The 15,715-nt window shown below is 65.2% G+C and carries 16 protein-coding genes; 11 read left to right on the forward strand and 5 right to left on the reverse strand.

The genetic code is table 11. The features are described from left to right. Positions 1 to 33: 33 nt before the first annotated feature. Together mreC and QEP15_RS24455 are read right to left on the reverse strand one after the other, a co-directional pair. Positions 34 to 918, reverse strand: a complete 885-nt coding sequence (mreC, locus tag QEP15_RS24450; RefSeq protein ID WP_056319540.1) for a rod shape-determining protein MreC — start codon at positions 916 to 918, stop codon at positions 34 to 36. Between the two features lie 84 nt (positions 919 to 1,002). Further along, positions 1,003 to 2,046, reverse strand: a complete 1,044-nt coding sequence (locus tag QEP15_RS24455; protein ID WP_006216320.1) for a rod shape-determining protein — start codon at positions 2,044 to 2,046, stop codon at positions 1,003 to 1,005. 229 nt (positions 2,047 to 2,275) lie between these two features. Between QEP15_RS24455 and gatC the strand changes: the two genes are divergently transcribed. The 5 genes from gatC to QEP15_RS24480 all read left to right on the forward strand — a co-directional run bounded on the left by gatC (position 2,276) and on the right by QEP15_RS24480 (position 6,425). Continuing rightward, positions 2,276 to 2,584, forward strand: coding sequence for an Asp-tRNA(Asn)/Glu-tRNA(Gln) amidotransferase subunit GatC (gene gatC / locus QEP15_RS24460; protein ID WP_056319538.1), 309 nt, complete (start codon positions 2,276 to 2,278; stop codon positions 2,582 to 2,584). Positions 2,585 to 2,587: 3 nt separating this feature from the next. Continuing rightward, positions 2,588 to 4,123, forward strand: a complete 1,536-nt coding sequence (gene gatA, locus QEP15_RS24465; RefSeq protein ID WP_152382897.1) for an Asp-tRNA(Asn)/Glu-tRNA(Gln) amidotransferase subunit GatA — start codon at positions 2,588 to 2,590, stop codon at positions 4,121 to 4,123. Between the two features lie 4 nt (positions 4,124 to 4,127). After that, positions 4,128 to 5,585 (forward strand): Asp-tRNA(Asn)/Glu-tRNA(Gln) amidotransferase subunit GatB, encoded by a 1,458-nt coding sequence (gene gatB, locus QEP15_RS24470; RefSeq protein ID WP_280148207.1) that lies wholly within the window; start codon positions 4,128 to 4,130, stop codon positions 5,583 to 5,585. 124 nt (positions 5,586 to 5,709) lie between these two features. Further along, positions 5,710 to 5,955 carry a hypothetical protein gene (locus tag QEP15_RS24475; RefSeq protein WP_280148208.1) on the forward strand — a complete coding sequence of 82 codons (246 nt, stop codon included), beginning with the start codon at positions 5,710 to 5,712 and terminating at the stop codon, positions 5,953 to 5,955. Beyond that, positions 5,952 to 6,425, forward strand: a complete 474-nt coding sequence (locus QEP15_RS24480) for a type II toxin-antitoxin system VapC family toxin (protein WP_152382899.1) — start codon at positions 5,952 to 5,954, stop codon at positions 6,423 to 6,425. Before QEP15_RS24475 ends, QEP15_RS24480 begins: the two co-directional genes overlap by 4 nt. Before the next feature lie 51 nt (positions 6,426 to 6,476). On the opposite strand, the gene pyrE is transcribed toward QEP15_RS24480, so the two are convergent. Then, a complete protein-coding gene (pyrE, locus tag QEP15_RS24485; RefSeq protein ID WP_152382900.1) occupies positions 6,477 to 7,163 on the reverse strand; it encodes an orotate phosphoribosyltransferase in 687 nt (228 codons plus the stop codon). A gap of 131 nt (positions 7,164 to 7,294) precedes the next feature. Between pyrE and QEP15_RS24490 the strand changes: the two genes are divergently transcribed. After that, positions 7,295 to 8,089, forward strand: a complete 795-nt coding sequence (locus QEP15_RS24490; RefSeq protein WP_056319529.1) for an exodeoxyribonuclease III — start codon at positions 7,295 to 7,297, stop codon at positions 8,087 to 8,089. A gap of 412 nt (positions 8,090 to 8,501) precedes the next feature. Continuing rightward, positions 8,502 to 9,848, forward strand: coding sequence for an NADP-specific glutamate dehydrogenase (gene gdhA, locus QEP15_RS24495; RefSeq protein WP_056319526.1), 1,347 nt, complete (start codon positions 8,502 to 8,504; stop codon positions 9,846 to 9,848). A gap of 151 nt (positions 9,849 to 9,999) precedes the next feature. Here gdhA and QEP15_RS24500 read toward each other — a convergent pair whose 3' ends face one another. Next, positions 10,000 to 10,491: a copper chaperone PCu(A)C gene (locus tag QEP15_RS24500; RefSeq protein ID WP_217618565.1), complete on the reverse strand. Its 492-nt coding sequence runs from the start codon at positions 10,489 to 10,491 to the stop codon at positions 10,000 to 10,002. 18 nt (positions 10,492 to 10,509) lie between these two features. Then, positions 10,510 to 11,409: a LysR family transcriptional regulator ArgP gene (locus QEP15_RS24505; protein WP_056319519.1), complete on the reverse strand. Its 900-nt coding sequence runs from the start codon at positions 11,407 to 11,409 to the stop codon at positions 10,510 to 10,512. 156 nt (positions 11,410 to 11,565) lie between these two features. Between QEP15_RS24505 and QEP15_RS24510 the strand changes: the two genes are divergently transcribed. The 4 genes from QEP15_RS24510 to QEP15_RS24525 all read left to right on the forward strand — a co-directional run bounded on the left by QEP15_RS24510 (position 11,566) and on the right by QEP15_RS24525 (position 15,714). After that, positions 11,566 to 12,198, forward strand: coding sequence for a LysE/ArgO family amino acid transporter (locus tag QEP15_RS24510; protein ID WP_056319516.1), 633 nt, complete (start codon positions 11,566 to 11,568; stop codon positions 12,196 to 12,198). 76 nt (positions 12,199 to 12,274) lie between these two features. Continuing rightward, the gene (locus tag QEP15_RS24515) at positions 12,275 to 13,216 is read left to right on the forward strand and encodes a LysR substrate-binding domain-containing protein (protein ID WP_175156953.1); all 942 of its coding nucleotides are present in this window, start codon (positions 12,275 to 12,277) and stop codon (positions 13,214 to 13,216) included. Between the two features lie 321 nt (positions 13,217 to 13,537). Next, on the forward strand, positions 13,538 to 14,701 hold the full coding sequence (locus QEP15_RS24520) for an ABC transporter substrate-binding protein (RefSeq protein WP_056319508.1): 1,164 nt from the start codon (positions 13,538 to 13,540) through the stop codon (positions 14,699 to 14,701). Between the two features lie 140 nt (positions 14,702 to 14,841). After that, positions 14,842 to 15,714, forward strand: a complete 873-nt coding sequence (locus QEP15_RS24525) for a branched-chain amino acid ABC transporter permease (protein WP_006216335.1) — start codon at positions 14,842 to 14,844, stop codon at positions 15,712 to 15,714. Position 15,715: the final 1 nt, after the last annotated feature.

The raw sequence follows: 15,715 nt of genomic DNA on the forward strand, positions 1-15,715 counted from the left end.
AGGCGGCGCGGAGACTGCCCTGCGGCTTGTTGGTTAGTCCGATCCACCGGAATCGACCTCCTGACGGTTGGACTCGGCGCGATCCACATCCACTTGCAGAACCAGGAAGTGGCGATAGCGTTCGGGGTGGGCCAGGGGTTCACACACGGCGCGCGCGAAACCGGATGCGGTATCGCGTTCGACCGAGGTCACCTTGGCCACGGGCAGGCCGGCGGGAAAGAGGCCGCCGACGCCGCTGGTGACAATAGTATCGCCTTCCTTGATGTCGGCATTGGCCGCCAGGTAGCGCACTTCCATCTTGCCAGGGGAATTGCCGCCAAATGCAATCAGACGCAGTCCGTTGCGCAGCAATTGCACCGGGATGGAGACCTGTTCGTCGGTGACCAGGGCCGCCTCGGCGGTCATCGGCGTCACGCGGACGATCTGGCCGACCACGCCGCCTTCGTCGATGACGGGCATGCCGGGGGCAAGACCGGCCTTGCTGCCCTTGTTGAAGACCAGACGCTGGGTGAACGCGTTGGTGGGTTCGTACATGACTTCGACCACCACCGCGGACTGCGCCACGGTGTCGGTCACACCAAGCAGGCGGCGCAACTGGGAGTTTTCGGCGGCGAGCTGGGCGGCGTGGGACGCGACCTGGGCAAGCTCGATGCGCTGGCGTTGCAGGGCCTCGTTTTCGCTGCGGATGAGATTGGCCGCGTTGACCCACTCATTGACTTGCTGGACGAGGTCGCGCGGCGCCATGACGGCGCGCTGGAAGGGATAAAGCGCCACGGCGATCGTCCGGCGCGCCGGCTCCAGCATGCGCCATTGTGAATCCATGACGATCAGGGCCAGGGCAAGGACGACCAGAACAACCAGCCGCACCTCTGCCGGTGGGCCGCGCCTGAATAGGGGGGGAGTCCCTTGTCGTTGCATGAATCTCAGCCCGGGCGCCCGCGTCCGAGGCCCCCGCAGCGGCCGGAGCCAGAAAAAAGCGGGGCTCCGGGCTGGCGGGCAATATTAGTCGTTGATGAAGATGGCGCCCAGTTTCTCAAGGTGTTCCAGCGCCTCGCCGCAACCGCGCACGACGCAGGTCAGGGGATCGTCGGCCACCACGACCGGCAGACCGGTTTCTTCTTGCAGCAAGCGGTCCAGGTCGCGCAGCAGCGCGCCGCCACCGGTCAGGGCGATGCCCTTGTCGGTGATGTCGGCGCCCAGCTCGGGCGGCGTCTGTTCGAGGGCGATCTTGACGGCGGACACGATCTGGTTGAGCGGATCGGTCAGCGATTCCAGGATCTCGTTGGACGAAACCGTGAAGCTGCGCGGCACGCCTTCGGCCAGGTTGCGGCCCTTGACTTCGATTTCGCGGACTTCGGAACCCGGGAACGCCGAGCCGATTTCCTTCTTGATCAGTTCGGCCGTGGGTTCGCCGATCAGCATGCCGTAGTTACGGCGGATGTAGTTGACGATGGCCTCGTCGAACTTGTCGCCGCCGACGCGCACGGAACCCTTGTAGACCATGCCGCCCAGCGAGATGACGGCCACTTCGGTGGTGCCGCCGCCGATGTCGACGACCATCGAGCCGCTGGCGTCGGACACGGCCAGGCCGGCGCCGATGGCAGCGGCCATGGGTTCTTCGATCAGGAATACATGGGAGGCGCCGGCGCCGAGGGCCGATTCGCGGATGGCGCGGCGTTCAACCTGGGTGGAACCGCAGGGAACGCAGACGATGATCCGCGGGCTGGGCGCCAGCATGTTGCGGGGGTGCACCATGCGGATGAACTGCTTGAGCATCTGCTCGGTGACCGTGAAGTCGGCGATCACGCCGTCCTTCATGGGCCGAATGGCCTCGATATTGCCTGGAACGCGGCCGAGCATCTGCTTGGCTTCGTGCCCGACGGCTTGAATGATCTTCTTGCCGTGGGGCCCGCCTTCATGACGGATTGCGACCACGGAAGGCTCATCGAGAACGATGCCCTTGCCGCGGACGTAAATCAGCGTATTGGCGGTACCGAGGTCAATCGCCATATCGCTGGAAAAATAACTGCGCAGGAATCCGAACATGGGAGCTCAGCTAAATTCTGGGGGGAATTGGGGTCAAGCCGCGGGGCGTTTGGCCCGTAAAACGACGGGTCCGCCTGTCATCACGGCGATTAAACCGTGAATCATAACTTATAATTTTCCCGGAAATAGCGCATAAATGCAGGCTATTCAAGCTTTGTAACGGGTTTGGCATGTGCATACTGCCCACTCCCGCCCCGCGGCCTTCGCTCACCGATTTTTGCAATTCCCCATGGCGCTCAACGACAAAGATGTGGCCCGCATTGCCCGGCTGGCCAGAATCGAACTGACCCCCGACCAGCGCACCGTCGCGCAGGCCGAACTCAACGGCATCCTCCACTTGATCGAGCGGCTCCAGTCCGTCGATACGCAAGGCGTGGAACCTTTGGCCCATCCGCTGTCCGCCCACGAAGACATCGTATTGCGCCTGCGTGAAGACGCCGTGACCGAAGCCGGTTCGCAAGCCCGCCGCGAGGAACTGCTGGCCAACGCGCCGGATGCCCAGGACGGCCTGTTCCTGGTTCCCAAGGTCCTGGAATAAGTCATGACGAAACCTGCCCTGCACACCCAGTTCGAGGGGATCGCCGCCCTGCGCACGGCCCTCGCCCAACGCGAAGTCAGTGCCGTCGACCTGGCGCAAAGCGCCTTGTCGGCCGCCGAAGCGGCCAGCGGCCTGAACAGCTTTTTACATATTGACGCCGAATTGACGCTGGCCCAGGCGCGCGCAGCCGACGCCGCGCTGGCGGCCGGTACCGCCGGGCCGCTGGCGGGCATCCCGATCGCCCACAAGGACGCCTTCGTCACACGCGGCTGGCGCACCACCGCGGGCAGCAAGATGCTCGAGGGTTACACCAGCCCGTTCGACGCTACCGTCGTGGAGCGCCTGCAAGCGGCCGGCGCGGTTTCGCTGGGCAAGCTGAACTGCGACGAATTCGCCATGGGCTCCGGCAACGAGAACTCCGCTTACGGCGCCGTGAAGAACCCGTGGGACCACGCTGCCGTGCCCGGCGGCTCGTCAGGCGGTTCGGCCGCCGCCGTGGCCGCGCGCCTGGTCGCTGCCGCCACCGGCACCGACACCGGCGGCTCGGTTCGCCAGCCCGCCGCCCTGTGCGGCGTGAGCGGCATCAAGCCCACCTATGGCACTGTGTCTCGCTATGGCATGGTGGCCTTCGGCTCCAGCCTGGACCAGGCCGGCCCGCTGGCCCCCAGCAGCCGCGACCTGCTCGAACTGCTGGACGTCATCAGCGGCTTTGACCCGCGCGACGCCACCAGCCTTGAAAAGTGCGACGGCGCCGTCAACGAGCCCGGCCGCGTGCGCCGCGACTTCGACGCCGCGCAAGGGCGTTTCGACGCCGCCGGCAGCCAGCCCCTGAAGGGCCTGCGCATCGGCGTGCCCGAGGAATATTTTGGCGCTGGCCTGGCGCCCGACGTGGCCGCTGCCGTGCAGGCCGCGCTTGAGCAGTTCGAGGCGCTGGGCGCCGTGCGCGTGCCGGTCTCGCTGCCGCGCACCGAGCTGGCCATTCCGGCGTACTACGTGATCGCCCCCGCCGAAGCGTCCAGCAACCTGGCGCGCTACGACGGCGTGCGCTACGGCCACCGCGCCAAGCAGTACGGCGACCTGAACGAGATGATCAGCCGCTCACGCGCCGAAGGTTTCGGCGACGAGGTCAAGCGCCGCATCCTGATCGGCACCTACGTGCTGTCCCACGGCTATTACGACGCCTACTACCTGCAGGCGCAGCGCCTGCGCCGCCTGATCGCGCAGGACTTCCAGCGCGCCTTTGCGGACCAGTGCGACGTCATCATGGGACCGGTCACGCCCACGGTCGCCAAGAACATCGGCGACAACCGCGACGACCCGACCGCCGACTGGCTGGCCGACGTCTACACGCTGGGCGTGAGCCTGGCGGGCCTGCCCGCCATGTCGATCCCCTGCGGTTTCGGAGGCGAAAAACAAAATCGCCCCATCGGCCTGCAGATCATCGGCAACTACTTCGACGAAGGCCGCCTCCTGGCCATCGCCGACCGCTACCAACACGTGACGGACTGGCATCAGCGTGCCCCTGTCCAGCAAGGCTGAGAACATGAACTGGGAAATCGTCATCGGCCTGGAAACGCACACGCAGCTTTCCACGGACTCCAAGATCTTTTCGGGCAGCAGCACGCAATTCGGCGCCGCGCCCAACACGCAGGCCAATGAAGTCGACCTGGCCCTGCCGGGCAGCCTGCCGGTCATGAACCGCGGCGCCGCCGAACGCGCCATCCGCTTCGGTCTGGCCGTGGGCGCCAAGATCGCGCCGCGCTCGGTCTTTGCGCGCAAGAACTACTTCTACCCTGACCTGCCCAAGGGCTACCAGATCAGTCAGTACGAGCTGCCCGTGGTGGTGGGCGGTTCGCTGTCGTTCTTCGTGGGCGAAGAAGAAAAGACCGTCAACCTGACGCGCGCCCACCTGGAGGAAGACGCCGGCAAGTCCCTGCACGACGACTTCAGCCTGGCCAATGGCAGCCCCGCCAGCGGCATCGACCTGAACCGCGCCGGCACCCCGCTGCTGGAAATCGTGACCGAACCCGAAATGCGCTCGGCCGCCGAAGCCGTGGCCTATGCGCGCGCGCTGCACAGCCTGGTCGTGTGGCTGGGCATCTGCGATGGCAACATGCAGGAAGGCTCGTTCCGCTGCGACGCCAACGTGTCGGTGCGCCCGGTGGGCCAGAAGGAATTCGGCACCCGCACCGAGATCAAGAACGTCAACTCGTTCCGCTTCCTGGAACGCGCCATCACCTATGAAGCGCGCCGCCAGATCGAGCTGATCGAGGACGGCGGCACCGTCGTCCAGGAAACGCGTCTGTACGACGCCGACCGCGACGAAACGCGCAGCATGCGCAGCAAGGAAGACGCGCACGACTATCGCTATTTCCCCGACCCCGACCTGCCCACGCTGGTGATCTCCAGCGACTGGGTGGACGAGGTCCGCGCCGCCATGCCCGAACTGCCGGCCGCCCAGCGCGCCCGCTTCGAATCGGAATACGGCCTGCCCGCCTACGACGCGGCCCAACTGACCGTCAGCCGCGACCTGGCCGCCTACTTTGAAGCCGTGGCGCACGCGCTGCCGGCCGGTCAGGCCAAGCTTGCGTCCAACTGGGTCATGGGCGAAGTCGCCGCGGTGCTTAACAAGGAAGAAAAGACCATCGCCGAATCGCCCGTCGCCGCTCCCGCGCTGGCGGCCCTGATCGGCCGCATCATCGACGGCACGATCTCCAACAAGATCGCCCGCGAGGTCTTTGGCGCCATGTGGGCCGGCGAGAACGGCGGCAACGCCGACGCCATCATCGAATCCCGCGGCTTAAAGCAGATCAGCGACACGGGCGCCATCGGCGCGATGATCGACGAGGTGCTGGCCGCCAACCCGGCCATCGTCGAGGAGTACCGCGCCGGCAAGCAGAAGGCGTTCAACTCCCTGGTCGGCCAGATCATGAAGGCCGCCCGCGGCAAGGCCAACCCGCAGCAGGTGAATGACTTGCTGAAGCAGAAGTTGGATAGTTGATGGGCAGCCGGTTCGCCAAACGGGGGACCGGCGCAATATCAGACTAAGTCAAAGGCCGCGGCATCTTGCCGCGGCCTTTTGCTTGGCCAAGAATGATCTGGTCGAATTCGCCGGAGACTTGGCCATGAAATACATCGAGGTCAGCAGCAACGACCTGCTGCACCGATTCACCGACTACCTGCAGGCCCTAAACCAGGGGCAGCACTTCATCATCGCGGTCGACGGCGTGCGCCGTGCCAGGCTGACGCCCGTCCTGCCCGAAACCTCGCTCGGCGCGCACGACGCCCTTGAGGCCATGAAGCGCCTGCAGACAGCGGCCCCCGTCTCTCACGAAACCATCCGCGAATGGATCGAAGAAGGGAGAGAATGAACACCTTCAATCTGGTACCCGATGCGTCGGTCGCGCTTGCATGGCTGCTCGATCGTGTGGATATTCACGAATCGCTCCTTGCCCGGCACCTGCTCGACGTCGCCCACGGCTCGCAAAACACGGTGCCTCACATCTGGCGCGTCGAGGTCGCCAATGGCGTTCTGCGTGCCGAGCGCAGCCGGCGTATCTCGCAGGATCAGGTCGCTGCATTCAACCAGCTTCTGGACAGCCTGCCCTTTCGCCCTGACCACGACGATGCCGCTCACCACATCGCGCGCACCTGCGAGATCGCCCGCACCCATGGTTTGACGGCTTACGACGCGAGCTATCTCGAGCTCTCCCTTCGGCACCGCGCCTGTCTGGCCACCTTCGACCGAAAGCTGGCGGACGCGGCGCGTGCCAGCGGCGTTACCGTGTTCGGCCAACCCCATGGGGTCGCCGAACCCGTCGCGAATTATGTTTGCCAATAAAACGGGCGGCCATTGGCCGCCCTACGTGTTGCTTCCGGCAGACCGGCCCGTTTACTTCACCCCGTACTTCGTCCGATACGCCAGCACGGCATCCCGGTTCTCGGCAAACGCCGCATCGTCTTGCAGCAAGGCCAGGATGTCAGTCAGCGAAGCAATCGCGATCACGGGGATGCCATAGGTCTTGGCCACGTCCTGCACGGCCGAGTGGGGCGACAAGGCGTCGTCCGGGCCGGCGCGCTCCATGCGGTCCATCGCGATCAGCACGGCGGCCGGCTCTGCGCCCGCGGCGCGGATGATTTCCACCGATTCGCGCACCGACGTGCCGGCAGTGATGACGTCGTCGATGATGACGACCTTGCCCTTGAGCGGCGCGCCGACCAGGGTGCCGCCTTCGCCATGGTCCTTGGCTTCCTTGCGGTTGTAGGCAAACGGCACGTCGCTGCGGCCCTGCATGTCAGGATGGCCGGCCAGCGCCACGGCGGTGGCGGTGGAAAGCGGGATGCCCTTGTACGCCGGGCCAAACAGCATGTCGAACTCGACGCCGGAATCCAGCAGGGCCTGCGCGTAGAACTGCGCCAGCTTGCCGACCGAGCGGCCATTGTTGAACAGGCCCGCGTTAAAGAAATAGGGGCTGATACGGCCCGACTTGACCTTGAAGCTGCCAAAGCGCAGAACGCCCTCGTTCAAGGCGAAGCGGACGAAATCCAGGGCGGTGACGGAGGACTGGGCGGCGGGCATGCAAGGGGTTCCGGTAGGTGGCAGACCCCGCATTTTATCCGCTGTCGGGGACTTTCCCGGACGGCGCCGCCGAGTCGGTTAAATTCCTGGCATTGTCCGCCCCCCTGCGGCCGCATTACAGGAGTTTCGCTTTGCTGCGCATCACGTCGATCAACCTCAATGGCATCCGGTCCGCCTTCAAGAAGGGCCTGCAACCGTGGATGGAAAAGCACGCCGCCGACGTGCTGTGCCTGCAGGAAATCAAGGTGTCCCACGAGGACCTGACCGACGACCTGCGGCATCCGCCCGGCTACACCGGCCATTTTCACCACGCCGTGAAAAAGGGCTACAGCGGCGTGGGCATCTACCTGCGAGATGCTGCCGAGCGCGTGAACAACGGCTTTGATTGTGAAGAGTTCGACAACGAAGGCCGCATCATCCGCGCCGACTGGAAGGATCTGTCGATCATCAGCGCTTACCTGCCTTCCGGCTCCAGCGGCGACGAACGCCAGCAGGCGAAGTACCGCTTCCTGGACCGGTTCGGGCCGTGGATCGATGCCCTGATGCATGAGCACAAGACGACCGGCCGCGAATTCGTCATCTGCGGCGACTGGAACATCGCGCACAAGGAAATCGACCTGAAGAACTGGAAGGGCAACATGAAGAATTCCGGCTTCCTGCCCGAAGAGCGCGCGTGGCTCACGGACGTTTTCGACAAGCGCGGCTTTGTGGACGTGTTTCGAACCATTGATGACCGTCCGGACCAATACACCTGGTGGAGCAACCGCGGCCAGGCCTGGGCCAAGAACGTCGGGTGGCGCATCGACTACCAGATCGCCACGCCGGGCATCGCCGCCAAGGCGCGTAACGTGGCCATCTACAAGGACGAGCGCTTCTCGGATCACGCGCCGTTGACGATCGATTACGACACCACCTTGCGCGCGTGATTTTTCTCAATATTTAATTGGGGTCGCATTACGTGCGAGTCGCGGGCCACTGCGCATGCAAGCGGCCTGACAATGACCTCGCGGCCTGAGGGCACGGGCAGCCGCCTCTATGACGAGGCAGGAATTTAAAATGGGGACATATTAATTTCCCCTGATATTTCAAGCATCACGCCCAAACGCGCACCTTTGGATTCCGCATCGCGAGACGCCGCCCCGGAAATACGTCCCCGATTTTTGCTTCGAAAAATCCGTTTGTTATCAACGTGATGGCGCGGTTTTTCGCTTTGCGCAGGGCAACATTTTGCCCCTACAATCGCCGCACCATACCGGTGCAGTCTTGCACCAAAACAAACTGATCGCGCCCCAATTTGGCGCAATTTCCGCACCTATTCGAAGCACCCCCGAGGAGATCATGGTGAAAGTGCAGAGTCTGGACGACTTTCTGCGTGGCGTCGCCGCGCGCGACCCGCAGCAACCCGAGTACATGCAAGCCGTCCAGGAGGTGATGCTCAGCTTGTGGCCTTTCGTCGAGAAGCATCCCCACTACGCTGAACACGCCCTGCTCGAACGCCTGGTCGAACCCGAGCGCGTCATCCAGTTCCGCGTCTGCTGGACAGACGACCAGGGCCGCGCCCAGGTCAACCGCGCCTTCCGCATCCAGCACAGCTCGGCGATCGGCCCGTTCAAGGGCGGCATGCGCTTTCACCCGTCCGTGAACCTGTCGATTCTGAAGTTCCTCGCCTTCGAACAGACCCTGAAGAACTCGCTGACCACGCTGCCCATGGGCGGCGGCAAGGGCGGCTCGGACTTCGATCCCAAGGGCAAGTCCGATGCCGAAGTCATGCGCTTTTGCCAGGCGCTGATGATCGAGCTGTACCGCCACCTGGGCCCGGACACCGACGTGCCGGCCGGCGACATCGGCGTGGGCGCGCGCGAAGTCGGCTTCATGGCAGGCATGATGAAAAAGCTGTCCAACTCGACGGCCAGCGTGTTCACCGGCAAGGGCCTGACCTTTGGCGGCAGCCTGATCCGTCCCGAAGCCACCGGCTACGGCACCGTGTACTTCGCCGAAGAAATGCTCAAGCGCGTGGGCAAGTCCTTTGATGGCATGCGCGTTTCCGTGTCGGGCTCGGGCAACGTGGCGCAATACGCCATCGAGAAGGCGATGGCCCTGGGCGCCCGCGTCATCACCGTGTCGGATTCGAACGGCACCGTCGTCGACGAGGCCGGCTTCAACCACGAGAAGCTCGTGGCGCTGATGCACATCAAGAACGACCTGCGCGGCCGCCTGGACACCTACGCCCGCCAATTCGGCCTGCAGTACGAGGCCGGCAAGCGCCCGTGGCACGTGCCCGTCGACGTCGCCCTGCCCTGCGCCACGCAAAACGAGCTGGAGCTGTCGGATGCGCAGACGCTCATCAAGAACGGCGTGCTGGCCGTCGCCGAAGGCGCGAACATGCCCGCCACGCTCGAAGCCGCCAAGGCCTTCGTTGCCGCCCGTGTGCTGTACGCGCCGGGCAAGGCCAGCAACGCCGGCGGCGTGGCCGTGTCGGGCCTGGAAATGGCGCAGAACTCGGCCCGCCTGTCCTGGACCCGCGAGGAAGTGGACGCCCGCCTGCACGCCATCATGCGCGACATCCACGAAAACTGCGTGCGTCACGGCCACTCCGAGCGCGAGTACGTGAACTACCTGGACGGCGCCAACATCGCCGGCTTCGTGAAGGTCGCGGACGCCATGCGCCAGCAAGGCCTGTATTGATCTCTGCCCGCTGACCCTCGCCCGCAGCGGCGCAGGTAAGCGGACCAAGCAAAAGGCCGACTCATTTGCGAGTCGGCCTTTTTATTGGCGGCGGCAAGGCCGCAGCCACTTGGCAAGCCTGCCGCGCCCCGAGGACGCGGGCTTGCCGGGATCAGTGCTTCATGCCGCCATGACCGTGGCTCATGCCGGGGTTGTGCGAGGCCGGCATGACCTTGAACTGCACCGCCACTTCGCCCGCCTTTTCGAACTTGAGCGTGGCGGGCACGGTGGCGCCGTCCTTGAACGGCGCCTTCAGCTTGATGAACATGACGTGGTAGCCGCCCGGGCTGAGCTTGACCTCGGTGTCGGCGGGCAGCGCGATGCCGCCTTCGACCTGACGCATCTTGGACACGCCGTTCTCGGTCTGCACGGTGTGCAGTTCCACGCGCTCGGCGGCATCCGACGACACGGACAGCAAGCGGTCCGGTGCCTTGGCGTCGTTGTCGATATCCATGTAGCCCGCACCGTTGGCCTGGCCCGGCGCGGAAGCGCGCACCCAGAGATCGTCGATTTCGACCTGGCCCACCTTGTAGTCCTTGGCCCACGCCGAACCGGCGGTGCACAGGCCAATCGCGGCAATGGCGGCAAACTTGCGGATGTTCATGCGTGTCCTCCTGAGACGTTAACGGCGCCTGACCAGGCTGCGGGCGGCTGACAGCACCGCGTCGGTCAAGGCTTCCATGGCCTCGGAGTTTACCCGCCAATGCTGCCAGTAGAGCGGCACGTCCTCCCACGCCCGGCCGCGCAGCAGGACGAGTTGACCGGCATCAAGGTGTTCCTGCACCAGCGGCAGCGGGTTCATGGTCCAACCCAACCCGCCCAGCGTCGCCTGCACGAATGCGCGCGTGGACGGCACCCACCAGACCGGCGGCTCCCACGGCGCGGGATCGGCGATCTTGTGCGCAAAGCGCGCCTGCAGGGCGTCCTTGCGGTTGAACACCAGCACGGGCGCCTGGGCCAGCGTCTGCGCATTGACCCCCGACGCGAAGTAGCGCTTGTGGAAGTCGGGCGTGCAGGTAGCCACGTAGCGCATGCTGCCCAGCGCATGGATGCGGCAACCCTGCACGGGATCGGCCAGCGTGGTCACGGCGCCCAGCACGGAACCGTTGCGCAGCAGGGCAGCCGTGTGGTCCTGGTCTTCGGACAGCATGTCGAGCGTGGCGCGGGTGCGCGCGGCGAACTGCAGGGCGGCGTCGACGAACCAGGTTTCCAGGCTGTCGTGATTGACGGCGATCGGGATGCTGGCGTGGGGGATGTCGTCATCGGCCACGCCCAGCCGGTTCAGCGCGTCGTGCTCGAGCAAGGCGGTCTGCTCGGCCAATTGGACCAGCACCTGGCCATCGGCCGTGGCGGCGGCGGGCACGGTGCGCTGGACCAGCAGCCGGCCCATGCGGTCTTCCAGGGCCTTGATCCGTTGCGACACCGCCGACGGCGTGACGCTGAGCGACAGCGCCGCGCGCTCGAAACTGCCTTCGCGCACCACCGCGGCCAGTGCGCGCAGGTTGCCGTGATCGATTCTCATGACATTAGCTATGCTTAATATAGTGAAGGAAAATTAGCTGTATTTCATACACATGGCAAGGGAAAATCACACCATGCCGCCCGCTCCACGCGCCCGGCCACCCATCGAAACGCCGCCACAGGCGTTGCAGTCACCGGTTTCACAGGTATCCCTTCCATGTTTGCGACGTTGTCATCCCCCGCCTTCCTCACCGCCTGGGCCAGCGGCACGGCCACGGGCCTCGGCCTGTTCGCTGTCGTGGGTGCGCAAAGCGCGTTCATCCTGCGCCAGGGCCTCATGCGCGCCCACCTGCTCAGCGTCGTCGCCATCTGCGCGCTGATCGACCTGGTGTTCATCTTCGCGAGCGTGTCCGGCCTGCAGGCGCTGACCGCGTGGTTCCCCTGGCTGACCACCGCCGTGCTGTGGTTCGGCGTGGCCTTCCTGACCTGGTACGCGGCGCAGTCCGCGCGCCGCGCCTGGACGGCCACGGGCGGCCTGGCCGCCGCCCGCGACGTGGTGCCGTCGCGCCGCGCCGCCATGCTGGGCGCGCTGGGCTTTTCGCTGCTCAATCCGCATTTCTGGCTGGACATGGTGGTGGTGGGCTCGCTGGCGCATGGCTTCGAAGACGCCCGCATGGCCTTCGCGGCCGGCGCCTTCACGGCCAGCCTGCTGTGGCTCGCCGTGCTGGGCATCGGGTCGCGCCTCTTCGCCCCGTTCTTTGCCAGCGCGACGGCCTGGCGGGTCCTGGACGGCGTCATCGCCGCAGTCATGGCCGGGTTGGCGGTCAGCCTGGCGGTCAAGGGCGTCTGAGGCTCGCAGGCCACCACTTTTATAATCGTCGCCTCACCACTTTCCGTCGGGCGCAGGGCCGGCCCGCCACCGCTCCATGCGCGGACCTTCCCCTTCCAAAGACGTGCGCCTGCCGCCGCTTGCCGCCATCCAGGCGTTCGAAGCCGCGGCCCGGCTGGGTTCTTTCGAGCGCGCCAGCGAAGAGCTCTTTGTCACCGCCAGCGCCATCGGCAAGCGTATTGCCTCGCTTGAGACGCTGCTGGACGTCACCCTGTTCATCCGCAGCAGCCGCGGCGCAACCTTGAGCGCGGCCGGACGCGAGTATCTGGAACAGGTGCGCACGGCGCTCGACCTGCTGTCGGACGCCTCGCTGCACAAGCGCAACGAACCCAAGCTGGAAACGCTGCGCGTGGTGTCCACGCCCACGTTCGCCCGGCAGGTGCTGATCCCCGCCTTGCCCGGCTTCACCGCCGCGCATCCCGACGTCGAACTGGAAATCATGCTGTCCATTCCCTACTTGGACATCATGCCGCCCAACGCCGACGTCTGGATCCGCTTTGGCAGCGGCAAGTATCCCGGCCTGAACGCCCACCCCCTCACGCACGATCCCGTGTTCGCCGTGTGCTCGCCTGGCTACCAGGCAGCGCGTGGCCCGTTCCTGCGGCCAGCGGACCTGGCGCGCGCGGACCTGCTGCGTTGTCCGATGGAACCGTGGCGTCCCTGGCTGGCGGCCGCCGGCCTGGACTGGCCCGAGCCGTCGCGCGGCGTGTGGCTGGTGGACCTGGGCATGATGCTCGCCGCCGCACGCGCGGGCCAGGGCGTGGCGCTGACGCGCCGGTCGCTGGCCGCCGAGTGGCTGGACGAAGGCAAGCTGGTCCGCCTGCTGGACGTGGAAATCCCCGGCGAGTCGCAGTACTACCTGTGCACCGAAACCACACGCGCACCTGGCGGCGCAGTCCAGGCGTTTTCCCTATGGCTGACAGAGGTCTGCCAGCGCGCAGCCCAATGGCCATGCGGGCCCGAGGCCGGTCAGGAATAAATTTCCACTTGATTGCGGAATGAATTTCCGCACGACGCCGCACCCTGATCGCTAGGATGCGGCCAGCACGTCTGCGCGCGCCCGGCGCACCGATGCGGCTGCTGGCCCGCCATCAGGCTAAAGACGTTCAGCAGTCTGAAAGGAACCTTGCAGCGGCACTAGGTATTTACGCGGAAAAGCACCGCCGGGTCAGATTCGCGTAAGCGATTAAGCAGACAGTCACGACACGCAATAAAGGAGCGCGCCAACAAAACAACCCACGCCGACTGGCGCCGGCACACGGCTTTCCACGCAGTTCACCCAATTACAACGGAGACATCCATGGATTTTCGTTTGAAGCTGCTTGCAGGAACTCTTGCATTTGCCGTATCGGCCGCGTCCTACGCCGCCGACCCCATCAAGATCGGCGTGGCCGGCCCCTACACCGGCGGCTCGTCCTCCATGGGCGTCAGCATGCGCGACGGCGTGCGCCTGGCCATCGAAGAGATCAACAAGAATGGCGGCGTGCTGGGCCGCCAGCTCGTCGCCGTCGAACGCGATGACGAAGCCAAGAACGAGCGCGGCGTGCAGATCGCGCAGGAGCTGATCAACAAGGAACAGGTGACCGCCACCGTCGGCTACATCAACACGGGCGTGGCGCTGGCCTCCCAGCGCTTCTACCAGGACGCCAAGATCCCGGTGTTCAACAACGTGGCCACCGGCAGCGTGATCACGCATCAGTTCAAGGCGCCGGAATACCCCGACAACTACGTGTTCCGCAACGCGGCGCACGACAGCATCCAGGCCCCGATGATCGTCGAAGAAGCGATCACGCGCCGCGGCTTCAAGAAAGTGGCGATCCTGGCCGACTCCACCAACTACGGCCAGCTTGGCCGCGAGGACCTGGAGAAAGCGCTGGACGCCAAGGGCATCAAGCCCGTGGCCGTGGAAAAGTTCAACATCAAGGACGTCGACATGACGGCCCAGCTGCTCAAGGCCAAGGCCGCGGGCGCCGAAGCCGTGCTGACCTACGGCATCGGCCCCGAGCTGGCGCAGATCGCCAACGGCATGACCAAGCTGGGCTGGAAGGTGCCGATCATCGGCAGCTGGACGCTGTCGATGGCCAACTACATCGACAACTCCGGCGCCAACGGCGAAGGCGCGCGCATGCCGCAGACCTTCATCCAGGACCCGGACACGCCCAAGCGCAAGGCGTTCATCGACGCCTACCTGGCCAAGTTCAAGCCCAAGAACAACCGCATCGACTCGCCCGTGTCGGCCGCGCAGGGCTATGACTCGATCTTCCTGCTGGCAGCCGCCATCAAGCAGGCAAACTCCACCGACGGTCCCAAGGTGCGCGAAGCGCTGGAAAACCTGCAGACCCCGGTCGAGGGCGTGGTGATGACCTACAACAAGCCCTTCTCGCACGACAACCACGACGCGATCACCGCCAAGGAAGTGGTCATCGGCGAGGTCAAGGGCGGCCGGGTCGTCAAGGCCAACTAATCCCGACAAGCAGGAAGGCGGCGGCTGCCCGGCCGCCGCCGCCCGCGCCCCAAACTCAGGGCGCGGGGCATGCAGCCGCCTGAAAACAGCGTTCTGCCCAAGGGGGTTGGGACGGAACACAGCGCCTCAAGACACACACCATGATTCTTCTACAGCTCATCTATAGCGGTATCGCGCTAGGCATGATCTACGCGGTCATTGCCTTTGGCTACCAGCTCACCTTCGCCACGTCCGGCACCTTGAACTTCGGCCAGGGCGAAGCCCTGATGCTGGGTGCGCTCGTCGGTCTGACGCTTGTCGGACTGGGCGTGAACTACTGGGTCATGATTCCCATCGTCTGCATCTTCGGCTTCGCGCAGGGCGCGCTGGTCGAGCGCGTGGGCGTGCGGCCCGCCATCAAGACGCGATCCGAATTCGGCTGGATCATGGCCACCATTGCGCTGGGCATCATCTTCAAGAACGTGGCCGAGAACATCTGGGGCCGTGACGACCTGCGCTTTCCCTCGCCGCTGCCCGAGGCGCCCATCCAGGTGCTGGGCGCAAACGTGCTGCCGATGGAGTTGCTGGTGGTGTTTGGCGCGCTGGGCATGATGATCCTGGTGGAAATCTTCAACCGCAAGTCGATCTACGGCAAGGCCTTCGTCGCCACGTCCAACGACCGCGACGCGGCCGGCCTGATGGGCATCAACACGGGCATGGTCATCACGTTCTCGTATGCGCTGTCGTCGCTGACCGCCGCGTTCGCCGGCGTGCTGGTCGCGCCGCTGACGCTGACCGGCGCCACGATGGGCGCGGTGCTTGGCCTGAAGGCGTTTGCCGTCGCGATCATTGGCGGCCTGTCCAGCGGGATGGGCGTCGTGGTGGGCGGGCTGATCCTGGGGATCGCCGAGACGACCACCGGTTTCTATCTATCAACGGGATACAAAGACGTGCCGGGATTGGTATTGCTGTTGCTCGTGCTGACCTTCAAGCCCGCCGGCCTGTTCGGCAAGACCGCGATCAAGAAGGTGTAAG

Origin of the sequence: Achromobacter mucicolens, assembly GCF_029866465.1 — a bacterium.
In the GTDB taxonomy this organism is placed as follows: Bacteria; Pseudomonadota; Gammaproteobacteria; order Burkholderiales; family Burkholderiaceae_B; genus Achromobacter; species Achromobacter mucicolens.